Origin of the sequence: Shimia marina (genome assembly GCF_001458175.1) — a bacterium.
Taxonomy (GTDB): domain Bacteria; phylum Pseudomonadota; class Alphaproteobacteria; order Rhodobacterales; family Rhodobacteraceae; genus Shimia; species Shimia marina.
On sequence record NZ_CYPW01000004.1, the window covers coordinates 56,912 to 75,424 of the forward strand.

Below are 18,513 nucleotides of genomic sequence, written 5' to 3' on the forward strand. Positions count from 1 at the left end.
CACGCTCTATTAAATTTTCCGAGTGAATGTATCAACTTTTGGTTGCGGAGCGGTGTCGTGCCAAAGTTCTATGAATGTATGTTCAGTGGGTGAATGATGGCGGAAGATGTGCCGCTCAATAATGGAAAACTGTGCGCTCAAGTGGGAACGGCTTTGGTGCGCGCTGAAAAACTCTGGGGTGAAATGTGGTTACGGCTACACAAAATGTGTTTGCAAAATATACAGACGGTCGGATTCGTGTGGAAAGGGCTCCTGGGGGTGCTTTTGCGGGCATTTGGCAGGTCGATTTTGTTTCAAAATCGGTCTGGTGGAGCCGTGAAGCGCAAATGCTTCATGGGGTTGATGCAGCTTATCAGCCAACCTTTGAGAATGCTTTTGAGTATTGCCTACCTGAGTATCGCGATGCGCTAAAATCAAGCCTGTTGCAAGCCATAGATCAGGGAAATGAGTGGCAATGCAAGTTCGATGTTCAACTGAGTGATGGATCCCGAAAACGGGTGAAGGCGGAGGGGCGACCCATTGTTGAGGGTGGGCATGTTACGGCCTTCATGGGCTGTTTTGAAGAACTCGACGCGCAGGTGAATTTCCCTCTGTGTTCCCCCGCAACTCCGGTTGCCATTGAAGCGCGCATGCGAGAATTGTTTGAGTTACGCGCAATCATTGATGAGGCCGCGATTTTCTCAGTATCAGACAAACATGGCAAGATTCTGAGCGCCAATCAGAACCTGATCGAGATATCTGGCTATTCGGAAGACGAGCTGCTGGGGCACAGTCACAACATCATGAATTCTGGATTTCATGGTCCTGAGTTTTTTGCACGGATGTGGGAAAAGATCGCCTCGGGTGAGGTGTGGCGCGGCGAGATTTGCAACAAGAACAAATCTGGTGATTTGTTGTGGTTTGATACCATCATCTATCCTGTGCTTGATCAAAACGGGCAACCTGATCGGTTTTTATCGCTTCGTTTGGATATTACGGAGAAAGTGCAATCCTCGCATCTTGTCTCGGAATTTTTTGATGTGTCAAACTCTCCGAGTTTTGTTTTGGATGGCCGGGGCTACCTGCGCAGAGTCAATGAGGCCTTCTGTGGCTCGTTGGGGTACTCTTCGAGCGATTTGATGCACACGCCTCTGCTGAACCTGATCAAGCCAGAAGAACGTCATGCGGCGACCGATGCGTTCCGAAAGATTGTGGTTGGGCGGCCAGGGGCCAGTCTTGAGTTTACCTGTTTGCATGCCAGTGGAGCTGAGAGGGTTTTAACCTTCCGTGCCAATCGGTTTGAAGGGCAGATTTTTGGATCTGCTGTTGATGTCACTGAGGAGTTTGAGCGCAAGAAGTCTCTCCAACAAGCAAAGCAGGCGGCGATCGAGGCCAATCAGTCCAAGTCCGCATTTCTTGCAAATATGAGCCATGAAATTCGCACGCCGCTCAACGCGATTATTGGGGTGGCTGATGTTCTGTCCAGGGATCAGCACTTGGAGAACCATCAGCGAGAATTGGTGGATATGATCTATGATGCTGGCAGCATGCTGGAAGGCTTGCTGACGGATATTTTGGATCTTTCTAAGATTGAAGCCGGTAAACTGAAGCTTGAAGAAACCACGTTCTTGCCGATGGAAGAGGTGCGGTCGGCATTGCGTCTGCATATGCTCAGGGCCCAAGAGCATGGAGTGTTCTTTGCTTGTACCGAGGATATGGCTGAGGGCGTGCAGCTTGTGGGGGATCCGCTGCGGCTACGTCAGATCATTTCCAATCTGGCCTCCAATGCTGTGAAGTTCACCGAAAAGGGCAGCATTCAAGTGCATGCAGCCGTCAAGATGAATGAAGCTTTGCCGATCTTGGAGCTTTATATCCAAGACACTGGCATTGGGTTTCCGGTCGAAACAGCGGGCGAAGTTTTTGAGAGATTTGAGCAAAGCCGGAGTAGCGACACACGAGTGTTTGGCGGCACCGGTTTGGGACTGGCGATCAGTTCGTCCCTCGCGCGTGACATGGGGGGCAGTTTGCGTGTGCGCTCCAAGCCCGGTGCTGGCACGCGATTTGATCTGAGTATTCCTTTTGTTGTGGCGCCGTCTAAAACCACTCTGAAGGAAGCTGTGAAGTCTGACGCTACGGTGCCCGATCTTTCGACCAAGAAAATTCTTGTGGCGGAAGACAGCATGGTTAACCAGAAAGTGCTCCGCCTAGTTCTGCGCCCGACACAATGTGACATTGTTTTTGTCGAGAATGGAGAGGAGGCAGTAAGAGCCTTTCAGGAGGCCGAAAGGGCCTTTGATTTGGTGCTGATGGATATGCGTATGCCGAAGATGAATGGCCATGACGCTGTGAAGCTCATTCGCTCCTTTGAGGTTCGGAATGCCTTGGTGCCGACGCCCATAATCATGGTGTCCGCCAATGCAATGGGGCACAATGTGCAAGAAGCGATGCAGGCAGGGTGTAATACGCATATCGCTAAGCCTATTCGACAAAAAACACTGTTTGCCGAGATTGCGCGATTTTTGCCCGATCCGGGATAGGACTGCGGCTTTGGTCCATCTGAAAAAACGACTCAGCATTCGGCAATGCCATCTCGCAGCGGTATGGGGTTTGGGCAGTCAGTTTGGGCGGACCTTGAGCTCAAGGCTATGAAGCAGATGACGCCGCGTTTCAAAGGAGAGCAGCCCGAGCCGGATGTGACGGCGCCGGTGTTTCCGTGACTCCAAAGTGCGCGCAGCTATCCTTATGAGTGCGCCCTGAAACGGGATTTCAGGATGATTTCTATACTTTGGGTTAGTGCCACACGCTTTTTGTGTGGCGCACATACCTGCGTGCTGCGGTCGCAAACGGATAGGGCCGTTAGGTTGAAGGCGTTTAGTGATCGAGGTTGCCGTGAAGATTCGCCATCAAAACCCAAGTGCAGATTTGAGCTGGACAGTTCAAGCGCCGCTGACGTTGGAAACCCCAACGGGCGAGCAAGTCGGCATCTCGGCTTGGTCCCTGGCGGGATTGGAGTGGCCGGAAGATGCTGGAGAGTGCCCGCAAACGGGCGTTCTGAGCGTTCCGTTTCAAGGCGTAGACGTGCGTTTCCCTGTGCGTCTGGTGCAAAAAGAAGCGGGCGCGCTGGTGGCTTTTGAAGGGTTGAGCGGGCGCCAGCGCGAAACTCTGGCAATTTTCTATCGGTCGCTCTTGTCCGGGAAAATGGCCAGCAGTGGTGAGGTGATCACGAGTTTGGATACACCTGTTGATCTGGTGCCCATGGGAGAAACAGAGGAAGAGGTGGCTGCCAGCTCACAGAAAGGGCTGCCCGCCCCGCTGCGCATTGCGATCAATGTCACGATGTATGTTTTGGTGGCCGGCCTTATCTTGAGTATTTTGGGCGCGTCATTGTTCAAGAGCGTGACCCGAATTGATGTACAGCATGGTCGTGTGGTTGCCCCCATTGTTGAGCGGCTGCCATCCAATGAGGGCTATGTGAAATCCATACATGTCGAGGCTGGGCAGGCTGTTGAAGCCGGGCAGATCCTTGTGCGTTTGACCGATCCAATTGCTCAAGGTGCTTTGACGGAAACTCGGGCCAAGCTGACGCTGGCGCAGAAAGAATATCTGGATGTGCAGGCCGCCATTGCGCAGTTGGAAACAGAGCGCCCCGATCTCACATTGGAAACACGCGGCGCATTGTTTTCCCAGACCTATGCCCGGTTTGTTGGGGATCGAGGCTTTGACACCCTTTGGGCGCGCTGGCTCAAGCTGCGTGAGAGCGACCCGCTGGCGGCTGAAGGTATTGATCCTTTCGCCTTTGCCATTGCGCGACTGCGCGAAATTGAAACAGCATTGCTTGCAAAAGTGCGCAGCCTGCGCGCGGCGCGGGATGGGCAAAAGAGAGGTCTGTCCCTCAATCATGTGCGTGCGCCTTCTGACGGTATTGTGCATGAGGTGCTGGTGCGCAAAGGCCAGTTCTATGGCCCCAAAGATTTGGCCGTGGTGTTTGAAAGCAATGCCCCCCGCGTTGCCATGGGGTGGGTCAGTGAGCGTTATGCAGAAACGCTTTTTATTGGCATGCCTGCTCAGATCGGTGTGAACGTCGCCGGAGAACGCCAAAGTATTTCCGGAGAAGTCAGCGATGTGCGGGCCGGCAGTGATCCGCGTCGCCCCGGGGAATTCGGAATTATTGTGACGGTCACCCCCTTGGGCATGGAGGCGGAAGAGACCAAAGCAGTCCTGCGGATGGATGCGCCGGTGAGTTTGGAAACGCGTCGTCCCTTTGCGCAGAAAATCTTCAACCGTGTGAATGAATGGGTGAAACGCAATGGCTGATCTGTCTTCGGAATATGCTTTTGACAAGGATCTGACAGAGCGGCTGCGAGATTTGCAGACGCCCATTAAACCCTATTGGGAGCGTTGGACTGCGCCCCATTTGATCGCTTTGATGGCTGTCTTTGTTGCGCTGTTTTGGCTTTTGACCAACGTGCCCAATCGATTTGTGGATCCAAATGCGGCGCATATCACCGTGGTGCTTGGTACGCTGGGCATCTGGCGCTTTGGCTGGTGGTTTACACATGCGGTTCGGGCAATGATCTATGCCCGTTTCAAATGGCCGGAAATGCGCCGTCAGGCAGACGCGCTCTGGGATGCAGGTTGGCGCCCTAAGCGGCTGCATATCCAGATGACCACCTATTATGAGGAGCCTTCGATCACCAAGCGGGTCATCGGCTCCATTCTGGGCCAGATCCGCCGTGAGCGTATTCCCACCACCCTCTACATCGGCACAGGCAGTTCCTATGATGAAACCATCATCCGGGAGTTTGTGGAGACCTATGCGCAGGACATTCCAGATGATCTCGCAGAGCTGGTTTTTGTGCGTCAAAACCAGCCCGGCAAACGCATGGCGATTGGCCTGATCCTGCGGGCCATTTGCCGGACCGCGGCGAACCCCGATGACATGGTGATTTTTATGGATGGGGATGCGCTTTATGGGGGGGATGTGCTCAAAAAGACTCTGTCGATGTTTGCCTACGATCCGGAGCTGCAGGCACTGACCACAGATGAAGAGGTCATCTGTTATGGGCCAACATGGATCGCAAAGTGGCTTGATATGCGGTTTGCACAGCGCCGCCTGGCGATGCAGAGCCATGCGATGTCCAATCGGGTGCTGACCCTCACCGGTCGGATGAGCGTCTTTCGCGCACAGCATATTCTGGATCCGAAGTTCATCCGCACCATCGAGGCGGATCACCTCAATCACTGGCTGTGGGGGCGGTTTCGTTTTCTTTCGGGTGACGACAAGTCGACCTGGTATCGTCTGCTCAGTGTCGGTGCCAAAATGACATATGTGCCGGATGCGACCGTCTACACGATTGAGGTGATCAAAGAGAATGGTCTCTTGCGGATGATCCAGAACTTTCGCCGCTGGTCGGGCAACATGTTGCGTAATGGAAGCCGTGCGATCGCGCTGGGCCCGCGCCGGATGCCTTTCTTCATTTGGTGGTGCGTGGTCGACCAACGGCTTGCCATGTGGACGATGATGGTCAGCCCCATTTTGGCCGTTTTGGGCAGCATGATTGCACCGGGGTATTTTTGGAATTGTCTGATCTGGGTGTTGTTCTCCCGCGTGGTGCTTTGCCTGTTTTTGATTGGCTACAGCCGACGCGCAGACATGACGTGGCCCTTCATTCTGTACCTCAATCAGGTGATCAACGCGTCGGTGAAGATCTACATGATTTTCCATCTGTCCAAACAGAAGTGGTCCAATCGGGGCAATCAGAGCTCTGGAGAAGGCACGGGCCTTGTGGAAAGACTTCGGAATGGGTTTGCCAAATTCCAGCTGGTGACAGCAGTCTCAGGATTTTTGACCCTGCTGATGATCTATATTGGTCTGATTGAAATGCCCTTTTGATCGGGATCTATCCTTTTTCGTAAACAGATGACCCTCCGCCCAATCCTGTGTGTTGGCTGGCTTTGTAGAGTGAAGCCAGATGAAAATGAGAGGTTTCAATGATCTATCCAGTCATTCTTGCAGGCGGCGCGGGCGCGCGTCTATGGCCAGTATCTCGCCGCAGCTTTCCCAAACAGTTTGCAAGCCTTATGGACGGGCCAAGTCTGTTTCAGCGTACGGTGGAAAGGGTGATTGCGCCTGGTTTCGCCGCTCCAACAGTGATCGCGGCCGAAGACTATCGCTTTCTGGCGCAAAAGCAGGTCGATGACATTCAAGCACCTTTGGGGCAGCTGATCGTGGAGCCGGTTGCGCGCAATACAGCGGCTGCCATTTTGGTTGCGGCGCTGACACATAAAGATACGCCAGACGCGGTACTCTTGGTTTTGCCCAGTGATCATCACGTAGAGGATGAGCGTCTTTTTTTGCGTACGGTCAATAAGGCGGCAGCCGTGGCGCGCAAAGGATTGATTGCGGCATTGGGTGTACAGCCAGCCAAGGCATCAACGGAATACGGCTACCTAAAGGTCGAAGGTGGCAACGACGACGCGCTTGTCATCTCTCGCTATTTTGAAAAGCCAGAGTCTTGCCATGCTGAAGCGATGGTTGCTGAAGGGAACTGGCTTTGGAATACGGGCATCTATTTGTTTCGCGTGGATACAATTTTGCGCGCGTTTGAAAGCCACGCTCCGGATTTGATCGGCCCAGCCGAAGCAGCGCTTGCTTTGAGTGGGGAGGATTTGGGGTTCCGGAGGCTGGATCGGAAGGCATTTGGTCGCTGCGCCGATCTGCCTTTTGGCAAAGCGGTGATGGAAAACCTGGACGAATGTACCGCTTTGCACCTTGCCTGTGGGTGGGCTGACCTGGCTGATTGGCATGCTGTGAAAGAGGTGTGTGAGACCGATGGCGCTGACAACCTTGTCGCGGGCAATGCCTCTGCATTTGAATGCACAGGGAGTATTTTGAAATCCGCTGATCCAGACACAAAGATCGTTGGTATGGGACTGAAAGATATTGTGGCGGTCGCGACAGATGATGGAATTCTGGTTGCTGACCTGTCCCATAGTTCTGACGTGGGGGAAATGGTTGAAACGCTGCGGGCGGAAGGGGCCGTGCAGGCAGATGGCTTTCGGCGCTGCTATCGTCCATGGGGATATTATGAAACGCTTTCCTTGGGTGAGCGATTTCAGGTGAAGCGCATTATGGTCGATCCCGGTGCGAAGTTGTCGTTGCAAAGCCACGTACATCGCGCGGAGCATTGGGTTGTTGTCAGTGGTGCGGCACGTGTGACGGTGAACGAGGATGTGCGGCTGCTTGGTGAAAACGAAAGCACGTATATCCCACTGGGGGCGGTGCATCGTTTGGAGAACCCAGGAAAACTGCCTTTGCATCTGATCGAGGTCCAATCTGGCTGCTACCTCGGGGAGGACGATATCGTGCGCTACGAGGACGATTACCAAAGGGATGAGGTGGCCTGACGCAATTCGTATTCACTGTTGTCTTCTTGCTTACCCGGTTCAGTGGATACGGCGAACCTGCATGGGAAACCATGCAGGTTTTCGCATTTGGAGACGGCGCTTAGCAGAGCTTTGGGGCGGGAAAGGCGAAAGCTTATGACCCAAGGTATAGGTGCATGCCCCTTCGCGAGGTAATGCTGATCCTTCGCCTTAAAATTTAATGAAAACATTCGGTTAAATTCTCTTTAATCAGGAGGACAGACACATGGAATACCGGAAGTTTTCTACTCAAGACGCGGAAATCATCATCCCAGCCCCGCGTGTGAAGCCAAGCATTAGCATTGTTGGTCTGGGGTATGTTGGTGCCGTCTCTACTGCGTGCCTTGCTGCACTTGGCCATGAGGTGATTGGCGTCGATCTGGACCAGCAGAAGGTGGATCAGATTGGTCGCGGTGAAAGCCCTATTCACGAAGCGGACCTTACCGAGACTTTGAGCGCTGGCGTAAAAGACGGGCTGATCAACGCGACGCAGGATCTGCGGCAAGCTGTACGGGACACGGATGTGACCTTCGTGTCCGTTGGCACGCCTACGGCGGTAGATGGTGGATGTGATTACACCTACATTGAACAGGCAAGTGAAGCGATGGCCGAGGGATTGCGCGGCAAAAAGGGCTTCCATGTCTTTGCGATGCGCTGCTCCATTCCACCGGGCACCACTATGGGTGTTATGGCGCCAATCCTGGAGCGTATCTCTGGCAAAGTGGCCGGCCGTGATTTTGGGATTTGCTTCAATCCTGAATTCCTGCGTGAAGGCGTCGCGATTGATGATTTTCATAATCCGCCTAAAACCGTCATCGGAACCACCGATTTTGCCACCGCTGAAATCATGCGGCGCATTTACGAGCCTGTGGATGCGGATCCCATTCTGACGACCATCGAAGTGGCTGAAACCATCAAGTATGTGGACAATGTTTGGCATGCGACCAAGGTCTGCTTTGCCAATGAGGTTGGTCGCCTGTGCAAACCTTTGGGTGTCGATAGCCACGCTGTGATGGATATTTTCACACAAGATCAGAAGCTCAATCTGTCCGCCTATTATCTGAAGCCAGGCTTTGCCTATGGTGGCTCCTGCCTGCCCAAGGAAGTGCGGGCTGTACAGCATGTTGCCAGCACGCTGGGCGTCAACCTGCCCATGATTAGCAGTCTTGAGACATCCAACTCCGAGCAGATCCAGCAGGCTGTTGAAATGGTACGCAAGACCAAGGCAAAGCGGGTGGGTATTCTGGGGCTGGCTTTCAAACCCGGCACGGATGATCTGCGTGAAAGCCCAATTCTTGAAGCGATGGCGGAGCTGCAGCGGGATGGCGTCGAGCTGATCGCGCATGACGCGGCCGTGACCAAAGACACGCCGCTTGGTGGGCTGGCCAGCTACACAAAATACGGCAGTCAGGGGCTGGCAACACTTGCGGTGGGGCTGAAGGACATGCTGCGCGAAGATGTGGATGCTGTGATGGCGGAGGCGGACGCGGTGATCGTGTGCCATTCCAGCGATGAATATCGCAACGCCGTATCTAAGCATAATGGAGTGCCGGTGATCGACGTTGTCCGACTGTTTGGCAGCGCGCCCAGCGATGTTGCAATCGATGGTATCGGCTGGTGAGCCGCCATCTGCTTTCCGCAAATTTTGAGAACAAGTGAGGGTACGACATGTCTAACAGCAACCTTTCCGCCATAATGGGCACGGGTCTTTCAGACACCAGAACAGGCACGGGGGCCGATGATGTGATCATTGGTCTGGCTGGCGACGATACGCTGTCTGGTGGTGCAGGAAATGACGAGATTTATGGCGACTATGCCGAAGCAAACCTGCTTGATGGCACGTCCAGCGCCACCGGCTTTCAGGATTATGCGGATAGCGGCAGTTGGACCATCACCGCATTAGAAGGCGGTCATCAAGCGATGACGCAGACCGTCGAGACCGAAGCGGGCGGTGTCTACAATATGAGCTTCGACCTTGCTGCAAATTTCGCAGCGGGCCTTGCCAATGCTGCGATTGAGGTCCTCGTGGATGGTGTCGTCGTGGGCACGTTTACATCTGACAGTGGGGCGTATGCGACGTTTGATGTCTCATTTGCCGCTGACGATGACAGCTCTGAAATCACGATTCAATCTGTGCAGGCTGAGGGCAACGGTCCGATCATTGATACCTCCGGCCCCGTGTTTCACTATGCGCGAGAAATGGAAATTGGGGGCCAGACCGTTGAGGTGGCGGCCTTCGCCGACGGTCAAGCCAACCTGTATCAGGTACTAAATGGCACGCTGCATGTTTTTGATGTGGAAACGCAGACCTACGAAGTGGCGGGGGCCGCGGGTACGGTCAATGTCAACTCCATGGGCTACAATGCGGAAGATGATCTGCTCTATGCCATTGCTGTCAGTGATGGTGTGGACTCTCTTGGCCAGACAGTCGCGCGCTCAGATCTTATTATGTTGGATGCCGAGGGGAACAGTTATCGCATTGGTGAGACGCCGTATCGGGCGTGGACTGGCGATTTTGATGATCAGGGTAATCTCTGGTCGTTTCAATCCAGCATGGACCATATTTCTGTGATCGATGTTGATCAGTTTGATGCGGAGGGCAACCCTGTTGCCACGGTATACCGCTTGCCAAATGAGTTGGTGCAGCATCGGGTCTACGATGTGGCCTTTGATGCCAATACCCAGCGGTTCTATGGTGTTGCGCGGCCAGCGTCTGAAGGGGCGGATACAATTCTGCTTGTTGTTGATGTGTCCACAGGGTCTCCTGAATTTACCACGGTGCCTGTGACCTCAACTGTTGTGGATGGCGTGACGCTGGACGGTGTGCCCTTGGTGACCTTTGGGGCCGCGATCATGGATGCAGAGGGCAACCTCTTTGTTGGCGGCAATTCTGGCGATCATGATATGAACAATGCCACGGGGAATTCCGGTGGTATTTATCAGGTGATCATCGACCAGGATACCGGTGCGGCGAGCCTCCACCTGGTTACATCAGCACCGGGATCCTATTCAAATGACGGCGCTGCGGATCCGACTGCAGAAAGCCCCTTTGTTGAAGTGGATCTCAACTCTTCGGTTCTGATCCGGGATCTTGCGCTTGTGGCCACCACCGAAGGCGCTTTGACGTATGATGACTCTCTTGTTGGAGAGGCCGGCAATGACACGCTTGATGGCGGCATCGGCGACGATGAACTGATTGGTGGCGGTGCGGGGGACACCCTGATTGGCGGCAGTGGCGATGACTATCTGGACGGAGGGGCTGGGCCCGGTTGGGTGGGTGACCTGATTTCCGTGTATGACAGCAATGGTTTGCGGTTTGACCAATTTGGCAATCCACTTCCTGAAAATGATGATGTGCTTTTAGGTGGCGCCGGAGACGACACGCTGCGCGGTTCTGCAGGGCATGACACGCTTGATGGTGGCGAGGCCAATGACCAACTGAGTGGCGGCTCCGGCTCAGATGTGCTGTTTGGAAGCGGTGGCAATGATACGCTGCTCGGCGGCGGTCAGGACGATACGCTGTCCGGTGGAGCAGACAATGACGATCTGACCGGCGGGTCTGGCAACGATGATATGTCTGGCGATGACGGCGATGACATTCTTGCCGGTGGATCTGGCTCCGACACTTTGGATGGCGGTCAAGGCGCAGACATCCTTGGCGGCGGCACCGGGGATGACATTTTGGACGGAGGCAGCGGTGCGGATTCTCTGGCAGGCAGCTCCGGAAATGACGTGCTCAACGGTGGAAGCGGCGCAGATACGCTCAGCGGTGGCAGTGGCAACGATACTTTGGATGGGGGCTCTGATGCGGATAATCTGATTGGAGGGTCTGGAGAAGATGCCCTTGCGGGGGGAGACGGAGCAGATACGCTGTCTGGCGGCAACGGGAATGATGTGCTTGAGGGAGGTGCGGGTGCAGATAGTCTCCGTGGGGGCGTCGATGATGACGTGCTGCGTGGTGGCGAAGGCCGGGACCAGCTACGTGGTGACAGTGGCGATGATCTGATCGAAGGTGGGAATGGCAACGATTACTTGTCTGGTGCCTCCGGCAGCGATACGCTGGATGGGGGATCCGGCAATGATCGCCTTTATCTGGGCGCAGGCGCAGATCAAGCTGCTGGGGGAGCTGGTGCAGATCGGTTCATTTTCCGCAGTGATGATTTGGATGGCTCAACGGACATCATCACAGATTTCGACGTCACTCAGGGTGACCGGCTGGATCTGCGTGCTCTGGGGCTGGCAGATGACGAAGCGGATTTTTCCACCTGGTTTAGCTCCAACGCTCTGGTTGTCGGCGAGGATCTCCATCTGGCACTTGGCAATAGCACAACACTTGTCCTCAGAGATGGCGGGGATGACGCCCTCTCTATCTATGACAACATTCTTTTTGGATGATTGTCGTAAGAAGCAGGCTTACTCAAAGCCTGCTTCTTTTGCCACCAAAGCCGCCTGAGTGCGGTTTTTTGCGTTCAGCTTTTTGCATACGGTGCGGACGTGGAGTTTGATTGTCACTTCCTGAAGATCCAGATCTCGAGCGATCTCCTTGTTGGAGGCTCCTTTGCACAAGCCAGACAACACTTGCTTTTCACGTTGACTGAACTGTTTGGCAAAATCGCTTTCCTCAGTCGCCCCACCATCCGCAAGTACGGTTGCAGGTACAAAGGTCTCTCCAGCAATCATGAAGCGCACCGCGTTCACCAGAGATTTGGCGCCCATTGTTTTTGGCAGGAACCCAATCGCTCCTATTTCAAGAGCTTCATGCGCGATCTTGTTAGGGGCGGTGCCACTGACAATTGCGAAGGCTTGGTCAGGATGCTTTTGAATAGCGTCAGTCAACCCCTGAAGGCCGTTCATTCCGGGCATGCTGAAATCCAAGAGCACCAAGTCAAAAGGCCCCTTTTGCTCAAGTGTCTTCATGGCTTCAAAATAGTCAGAGGCGGCAACGACGGCTGCGCGACCTTCTGTTGTGAGGTAGGCCGAAATGGTTTCACGAACCATGCCGTGGTCATCTGCCAATAAAATGCGCATTGATACCGGGCGTCCTATATGGCGATCATCAATTGAGTTTACCGGCGTGCCTTCATTGGTGCCAGTACTGCCAACCATACCTGAAGAGTGTGAAAATTGCATTGCCAACCTCTCTTTTGAAAATCAGGCAGCGCTTTTGGAAGCTTGCGCTGCATCTGTATAAGCTCTCGTAAATTCGCACAGGTGACCGCTATTTGGCGTACGCAAGGGACGTGAATATTTGGCGATTGGTCACGTGAACTATACGAAAGGTTAGTCCAATGACCCTATGCACTGGAGGCGATCTGACTGTGATGTGCCACTACTCAGGGCAACGCAGATTTGTCAAAGGAGTGCCCTGCCATGTTCCACGTTAAAAAGATTGCCGCCGCCGCAATCCTCGCCATTGGATTGCCGTCGCTGGTGCATGCGGCTGATGTGCTGTTGACCGTTTCTGGTGAGGTCGGGCCTTCAGAGCAGGGCGATGCTTGGGTCTTCACTATGGACGAATTGCGTGCCTTGCCGACAGCGTCATTTGAAACAGAGACGATCTGGACTGACGGCGTCCAAGTGTTTGAGGGTGTTGCGTTGAATGTCTTGTTGGATCACGTAGATGCGGAAAGTGGCACCATTCGTGCGACTGCGGCCAATGATTATGCCATCACCATTCCCTTTTCGGATGCGGTTTCAGGAGGACCGATTGTGGCCTATCTGCGCAACGGGCAGGAAATGTCGCTGCGTGATAAGGGCCCTTTGTGGATCGTTTACCCATTTGATGATAACGAAACATACAAGTCTGAAGAGTATTATTCTCGGAGTATATGGCAACTGAACCGTATTGAGGTTGTTGCAGGTGAGTGATTTGAGGTTGGTATAAGACAAGTAGGCAAACCGATTATGATTGGCCGTTGGCCCTTCGTCCTGTTTGCGGGCCTATTGGTGGCAAGTCTATTTGCCATCGGTGGGTTGGGGCGCACGGTTTTTGCAGACTTGCGGGCGCTTTCCACCGCCCAAAATGACGATATCAGCTGGACGATGTCCCAGCTGGAAGTGGAACTGTTGCGTCTGCAAAATGCAACGCAACAGGCCCAATTGCAGGAGGGCGGCGATCTTGCCATCGTTAGAAAACGCTTTGATATCTTCTATAGCCGCATCACGACATTCCGTGAGGCGGCGTTTTTTCAGTCTTTTGAACCGAGCCCAAAGACGCGCGCGCAACTTGCGCAGGTTGTGACTTTTCTGGAAGATACAGCGGTTCTGATCGACTCCGATGATGCAACGTTGATGGCAAAGCTTGATGTCCTGCATGTGTCGATCAAAGAGATCGCACCAGCTGTGCGCGGTTTGGCTCTGGCTGGGGTTGGTATCTTTACAACGCAGGAGGCAGAGCGCCGAGAGGCGTTGTCATCCACGCTTTCAGCCTCTGCGATCGGGTTGATATGCTTGATTGTGCTATTGTTCTTTGCGGTTGGCATTCTGGTGGCGCTTTTTCGGCAGGGGCAGCGTTTCGGTCATGTCAGCGAAATCGCGCGCGCCCGATTTGAATCTGCTATTGCTTCCTCGTTGGATGCCGTACTTGTTGTGGATGTGAACGGCCATATCATTGAGTTTAACGGCGCGGCCGAGACCGTGTTTGGCTACAGGCGTGAGGAAGCGCTGGGCGCCGATATGGTGGAACTCGTTATTCCTCATAATATGCGTAAGGCGCATCGCGCAGGCATGAGACGGTTTCTGAGGACTGGGAATGCAAAAGTTCTTGGGGCAGGCCGTATTCGCTTGGAAGGGCTGCGAAAATCGGGGGAGGTGTTCCCGGTTGAACTTTCAATTGCGATTTCAGAGGCGAGCGGAGAGAAAGTCTTCGTATCTTATCTGCGCGATATCACCAGCGAATTGCAGGCGGAAGAAGAATTGCAAAACGCCCTTTTGAAGGCGCAGGAGGGGGAAAAGGCCAAATCTGATCTTCTCATGGTGATGAGCCATGAAATGCGCACGCCGCTCAATGGCATTCTGGGCTCTTTGGAAATGATCGATCAGGCTGGTTTGAGTAACAAGCAGCGACATCACCTAAATTCTATTGCGGTATCCGGGGAGTTACTCCTGTCACATGTCAACGATGTGTTGGATCTGTCACGTGCCAGCGCCCAAAATGGCGATACACATGACAGCATTTTTGACCTTGGGGCTTTGGTCAACAATATATGTGATAGTCTTCGTGCGCATGCAAAGGCCCGCGGGAACGATCTGATTGTCGAGGTTTTAACGCCGGACCTCGGATATGTTTCTGGCAATCAGGCAGCCTTACAGAGATGTCTGATAAATCTCGTTGGCAATGCAATCAAATTCACAGAGGACGGCGCCGTTATTGTGGAAGCCGAGCGTTTGGCCTCTGAGGAAATGGTTGAGATCAGGGTGGCGGACACCGGCGTGGGCATTGCCCAAGAGGATTTGGATCGTATCTTTGAAGAATTCGTCACGGTGGATACGGCCTATGATCGCGAGAATGCAGGGACGGGTCTCGGGCTCGCGATCACCAAGGGCTTGGTGCAGGAGATGGGCGGGGATATTTTCGCCGACAGCGAGCTGGAGGAAGGAAGCCTGTTTACCATTCGTGTGCCCATGCCCGTTGTCCAAAAACAACGTGTAATGACCCCGCGCAATACCGAACAGACCCTTCCGGACTTGCCTGACGGGATCAGCTGTTTGGTGGTGGATGACAATCAGATCAACAGAGATATCCTGACGGCCATTCTGGAAGATCTGGGTGTTGCTGTGGACGAAGCCAGCGGTGGCTTTGAGGCTATTGCGCTTGCTGAAACCAAGGGTTTTGATTTGTTGTTGCTCGATATCAGCATGCCGGAAATAGATGGTATCGAGACATTGGCGCGGATCAGAGCGGGGGGCGGAGCGTCTTGCGCGACGCCGGCCATAGCAGTGACTGCCCATGCTGCGGCGCGGGACCATGAGAATATTCTTCAAGCCGATTTTCACAGCATACTTGTAAAGCCGCTCAGCAAGGCCGGGGTGCATCAGCGTTTGGCTGTGCTCTTTGACCTCATGGATGATACGCAGGGGGCTGAGAACGAGCAAAGCGATATGCCAGAGTTCTTGCAAAGGTTTGGGGTTGCGCGTTTTGAGGCCGCTTTGGAAGAGGCCCTGGAGGAAACCGAGTCTTTTGTTGACGCGCTTGTGGTGGCTGAAGGTTTGACCGAGGGGTTACGTGAGGAGGCGCATCGGCTTTCCGGTTCTGCGGCGATCCTTGGGCAGCAGGCGCTGTGGCGCGCGCTGCAAGACATTCAAAATGTAGCGCAGACAGACTGGTCAGATGCGCGCAGCACTTTGCTTGAGACGGTCAGAACAGAGCTCAGGCATGCGCGGTCTTCCTGGATCGCGTCAGAAGAGGCCTAGCTGGTTTTAGCTGTCCCAAGGGCCGTGATGCCCGGTGCCGCCATCCAAGCGGGCAAAACCATGACGGCCAAAGAAATCCCTTTGTCCCTGAATAAGGTCGGCGGTGCCTCGGGCCTGTGTCATGCCGTCAAACCAAGCCAGCGCAGCTGTCATAACAGGGATAGGGTGTCCGGCCTTGATGCTTTCGGCAACCACCGTCCGGAGCGCCGGTAAGGTAGTTTCCAACAGAGGCACCATGGCAGGCGCAAAGGCCAGTATTGTGGTCGCTGGTTGGGCCTCATAGGTCTGCGCTATTTCTGTAAGCAGGCGGGAGCGAATGATGCAGCCCGCACGCCAGATTTCTGCACAGCGAGCCAATGCCAGGGACCAGCCGAATTCCTGCGAGGCAGTTGAGAGCAAACCGAACCCCTGACTGTGGCTCAATATGCGCGCGGCCAAGATCGCCTGTTCAAGCTGCGCTGTATCCAAAGCGACCTCGCCCCGCTGGACCTCAAACAGGGCTTGGCCGGTATGGCGCGCCTCTGGATGTGCCGACCAGATACGCGCACCAACTGCAGCTTCGATTGTTGAGGCTGAGACACCAAGCTTTTGCGCTTCAATTGCCGTCCAGCGCCCTGTGCCCTTTTGGCCCGCCGTGTCCACAATCATATCGAGAATTGGTTTGTCGGTGGCTGGATCTATAGCGCGCAGAACCTCTGCGGAGATTTCCACGAGATAGCTTTGCAATCGGCCTTCGTTCCACGTGGCAAACACGTCCCCAATTTGGGGTGGCGTCATGGACATGCCGTTGCGCATAAGCCCGTAGGTTTCTGCCAGTATCTGCATGTCGGCATATTCGATACCGTTATGGACAGTCTTTACAAAATGCCCTGCTCCATCTGGACCTACGCGATCAACGCAGGGCGCACCTTCAAAATCTGCGGCAATCGCCTCCAGCATAGGACGCAAGGTTGTCCAAACGGATTCTGTTCCGCCCACCATCATGGCCGGGCCTTTGCGAGCCCCTTCTTCACCGCCGGAGACCCCCATGCCCATGTAGCCAAGCCCTTCGGCCTCCAGTGCCTGCGCCCGGCGGCGTGTATCGTGAAAATCCGAGTTGCCCGCGTCGATCAGAACGTCGCCGGGCCGCATATGCGGCTTGGCCTGCGCGATGCTGTCATCAATGGCGGCGCCCGCAGGGATCAACATGATGATAGCGCGGGGGCCGGGCATGGCCGCTGTCATATCTGCAAGGCTACGATGCCCCGTAAACATCGGTTTTTGAGCGCCAGCATTGGCAACGAAGTGTTCTGTGTCTTCGGGCTTGTATGAGGCGACGTGCAGATGGAAGCCCTTGTCTGCGATATTCTGTGCCAGCGCGCTGCCCATTGTGCCAAGCCCGTAAAGGCCAAAGTTCGCGATTTCCATGAAGCATTCCTATTTGCGAGTGCGCGCGGCGCGCGGATGATGTGCCTGGCGGTAGCGGCTTGGACCTAGCGTTGATCTTGTGTGACCTGCATCTGGGGCAAGTGTCAATGCAGCGGATGTCGCAAAGAATGGCGTTGCAGCAGGGTCAGTTCAGATGGTGGGATCGGCTCAATAGAAAGAGCACGCGTTTCATGATGTCTTTCGGGGGCAAAGTGGCGTCAATTAAGAGGTGATCTTCGTCTTTGGTGAGCGGCTCTAGCGCTGCAAACTGACTGGATAGGAGGCTGGCGGGCATGAAGTGATCCTGCCTCTTGGCCATCCGATGCAAAATGACGTCCTTCGGGGCTGTAAGGTGCAGAAAGGTCGTTTGCGGATTGTTGGTTTTTAGGAGGTCGCGATATTGACGTTTCAGGGCGGAGCAGGTCGCGACCAAATCTTTGTCCGGGTGGTGGTGATGGTGCTCTGATATGGCACTCCGAAGAGCCTGTAGCCAGGGAATGCGCATCTCATCGGTCAGCGGTAGACCTTGCGCCATTCTGTCGATGTTGGATTTAGGATGTAGGTCGTCTGCCTCAAGATATTGAGCCTTCAGCGCTCGTGCGAGTGCCTGTGCGAGTGTGCTTTTGCCAACACCACTCACGCCCATGACGATGAATGTCTGCCCCTTGGAGGCGGCTGCCATTTCTAACATTCCCTCTATATGCTTCTGCTGATCATGGTCGTGTCCGTGCGGCGAAAGAGCAACTGCCAATGTGCAGTTATATCTCGTCCTCGAGGCACGCCCTTGACCCGAGGCGCGCGGACGGACGGAGAGCTTTTGCAGGATACCCCTTGCCAGACATGCAAATCAGCTGTAGAGGGCGCGGGTTCCTTACTGGAATCTTGAGGCGGGGTGATTCCCGCCTTTTGGGTTCGATGAGGGTTTGCGGTGGTCGCGGATCCTCCTCTCAACTCCAACGCCTAAAAAAGGCTGACGAAATGCAAAGTCAAAACATTCGCATTCGGCTGAAGGCTTTTGATTACCGTGTGCTGGACGCAAGCACTCAGGAAATCGTGAACACTGCAAAGCGCACCGGCGCGCAGGTTCGTGGCCCGATCCCGCTTCCCAACAAGATTGAGAAGTTCACCGTTCTGCGTGGTCCACACGTAGACAAGAAATCCCGCGATCAGTTCGAGATCCGTACGCACAAGCGTCTTCTCGACATCGTTGATCCGACCCCGCAGACCGTAGACGCGCTGATGAAGCTCGATCTGGCGGCCGGCGTGGACGTGCAGATCTCTGTTTAAGGA

Annotated in this window: 13 protein-coding genes and 1 pseudogene; 11 read left to right on the forward strand and 3 right to left on the reverse strand. The window is 54.4% G+C overall.

Annotation, left to right across the window (positions count from 1 at the left end; translation table 11 throughout):
* Positions 1 to 96: 96 nt before the first annotated feature.
* The 7 genes from SHM7688_RS19925 to SHM7688_RS01525 all read left to right on the forward strand — a co-directional run bounded on the left by SHM7688_RS19925 (position 97) and on the right by SHM7688_RS01525 (position 11,799).
* Complete coding sequence (locus SHM7688_RS19925) at positions 97 to 411, forward strand: hypothetical protein (RefSeq protein ID WP_149687325.1); 315 nt, start codon at positions 97 to 99, stop codon at positions 409 to 411.
* On the forward strand, positions 327 to 2,516 hold the full coding sequence (locus SHM7688_RS01500; protein WP_144432455.1) for a hybrid sensor histidine kinase/response regulator: 2,190 nt from the start codon (positions 327 to 329) through the stop codon (positions 2,514 to 2,516). The genes SHM7688_RS19925 and SHM7688_RS01500 overlap by 85 nt, the downstream gene beginning before the upstream one ends.
* Positions 2,517 to 2,901: 385 nt before the next feature.
* Positions 2,902 to 4,293, forward strand: coding sequence for an HlyD family secretion protein (locus tag SHM7688_RS01505; RefSeq protein WP_144432456.1), 1,392 nt, complete (start codon positions 2,902 to 2,904; stop codon positions 4,291 to 4,293).
* A complete protein-coding gene (locus SHM7688_RS01510; protein ID WP_058238264.1) occupies positions 4,286 to 5,872 on the forward strand; it encodes a glycosyltransferase in 1,587 nt (528 codons plus the stop codon). Before SHM7688_RS01505 ends, SHM7688_RS01510 begins: the two co-directional genes overlap by 8 nt.
* Before the next feature lie 98 nt (positions 5,873 to 5,970).
* Positions 5,971 to 7,386, forward strand: a complete 1,416-nt coding sequence (locus SHM7688_RS01515; RefSeq protein WP_058238265.1) for a mannose-1-phosphate guanylyltransferase/mannose-6-phosphate isomerase — start codon at positions 5,971 to 5,973, stop codon at positions 7,384 to 7,386.
* 244 nt (positions 7,387 to 7,630) lie between these two features.
* A complete protein-coding gene (locus SHM7688_RS01520) occupies positions 7,631 to 9,025 on the forward strand; it encodes a nucleotide sugar dehydrogenase (protein WP_083498829.1) in 1,395 nt (464 codons plus the stop codon).
* A gap of 47 nt (positions 9,026 to 9,072) precedes the next feature.
* Entirely contained in the window at positions 9,073 to 11,799 is a 2,727-nt protein-coding gene (locus tag SHM7688_RS01525; RefSeq protein WP_058238266.1) for a calcium-binding protein, read from the forward strand.
* Positions 11,800 to 11,817: 18 nt separating this feature from the next.
* On the opposite strand, the gene SHM7688_RS01530 is transcribed toward SHM7688_RS01525, so the two are convergent.
* Entirely contained in the window at positions 11,818 to 12,432 is a 615-nt protein-coding gene (locus SHM7688_RS01530; protein ID WP_058238329.1) for a response regulator, read from the reverse strand.
* Positions 12,433 to 12,774: 342 nt separating this feature from the next.
* Here SHM7688_RS01530 and SHM7688_RS01535 point away from each other — a divergent pair, with 342 nt between their 5' ends.
* The 3 genes and pseudogenes from SHM7688_RS01535 (at position 12,775) to SHM7688_RS20205 (ending at position 15,816) form a co-directional block, all read left to right on the forward strand.
* Positions 12,775 to 13,272, forward strand: coding sequence for a putative pterin-binding protein (locus tag SHM7688_RS01535; RefSeq protein WP_058238267.1), 498 nt, complete (start codon positions 12,775 to 12,777; stop codon positions 13,270 to 13,272).
* 423 nt (positions 13,273 to 13,695) lie between these two features.
* A pseudogene (locus tag SHM7688_RS20200) lies at positions 13,696 to 14,310 on the forward strand (PAS domain S-box protein); the annotation flags it as partial.
* Positions 14,311 to 14,334: 24 nt separating this feature from the next.
* Complete coding sequence (locus SHM7688_RS20205; protein ID WP_370732979.1) at positions 14,335 to 15,816, forward strand: ATP-binding protein; 1,482 nt, start codon at positions 14,335 to 14,337, stop codon at positions 15,814 to 15,816.
* A 6-nt stretch (positions 15,817 to 15,822) separates the two neighbouring features.
* Here SHM7688_RS20205 and gnd read toward each other — a convergent pair whose 3' ends face one another.
* Positions 15,823 to 17,223 carry an NADP-dependent phosphogluconate dehydrogenase gene (gene gnd, locus SHM7688_RS01545; RefSeq protein ID WP_058238268.1) on the reverse strand — a complete coding sequence of 467 codons (1,401 nt, stop codon included), beginning with the start codon at positions 17,221 to 17,223 and terminating at the stop codon, positions 15,823 to 15,825.
* A 145-nt stretch (positions 17,224 to 17,368) separates the two neighbouring features.
* A complete protein-coding gene (locus SHM7688_RS01550) occupies positions 17,369 to 17,974 on the reverse strand; it encodes a gluconokinase (protein ID WP_199556605.1) in 606 nt (201 codons plus the stop codon).
* A 227-nt stretch (positions 17,975 to 18,201) separates the two neighbouring features.
* On the opposite strand from SHM7688_RS01550, the gene rpsJ reads away from it, so the two are divergent.
* Positions 18,202 to 18,510 (forward strand): 30S ribosomal protein S10, encoded by a 309-nt coding sequence (gene rpsJ, locus SHM7688_RS01555; protein ID WP_044028221.1) that lies wholly within the window; start codon positions 18,202 to 18,204, stop codon positions 18,508 to 18,510.
* Positions 18,511 to 18,513: the final 3 nt, after the last annotated feature.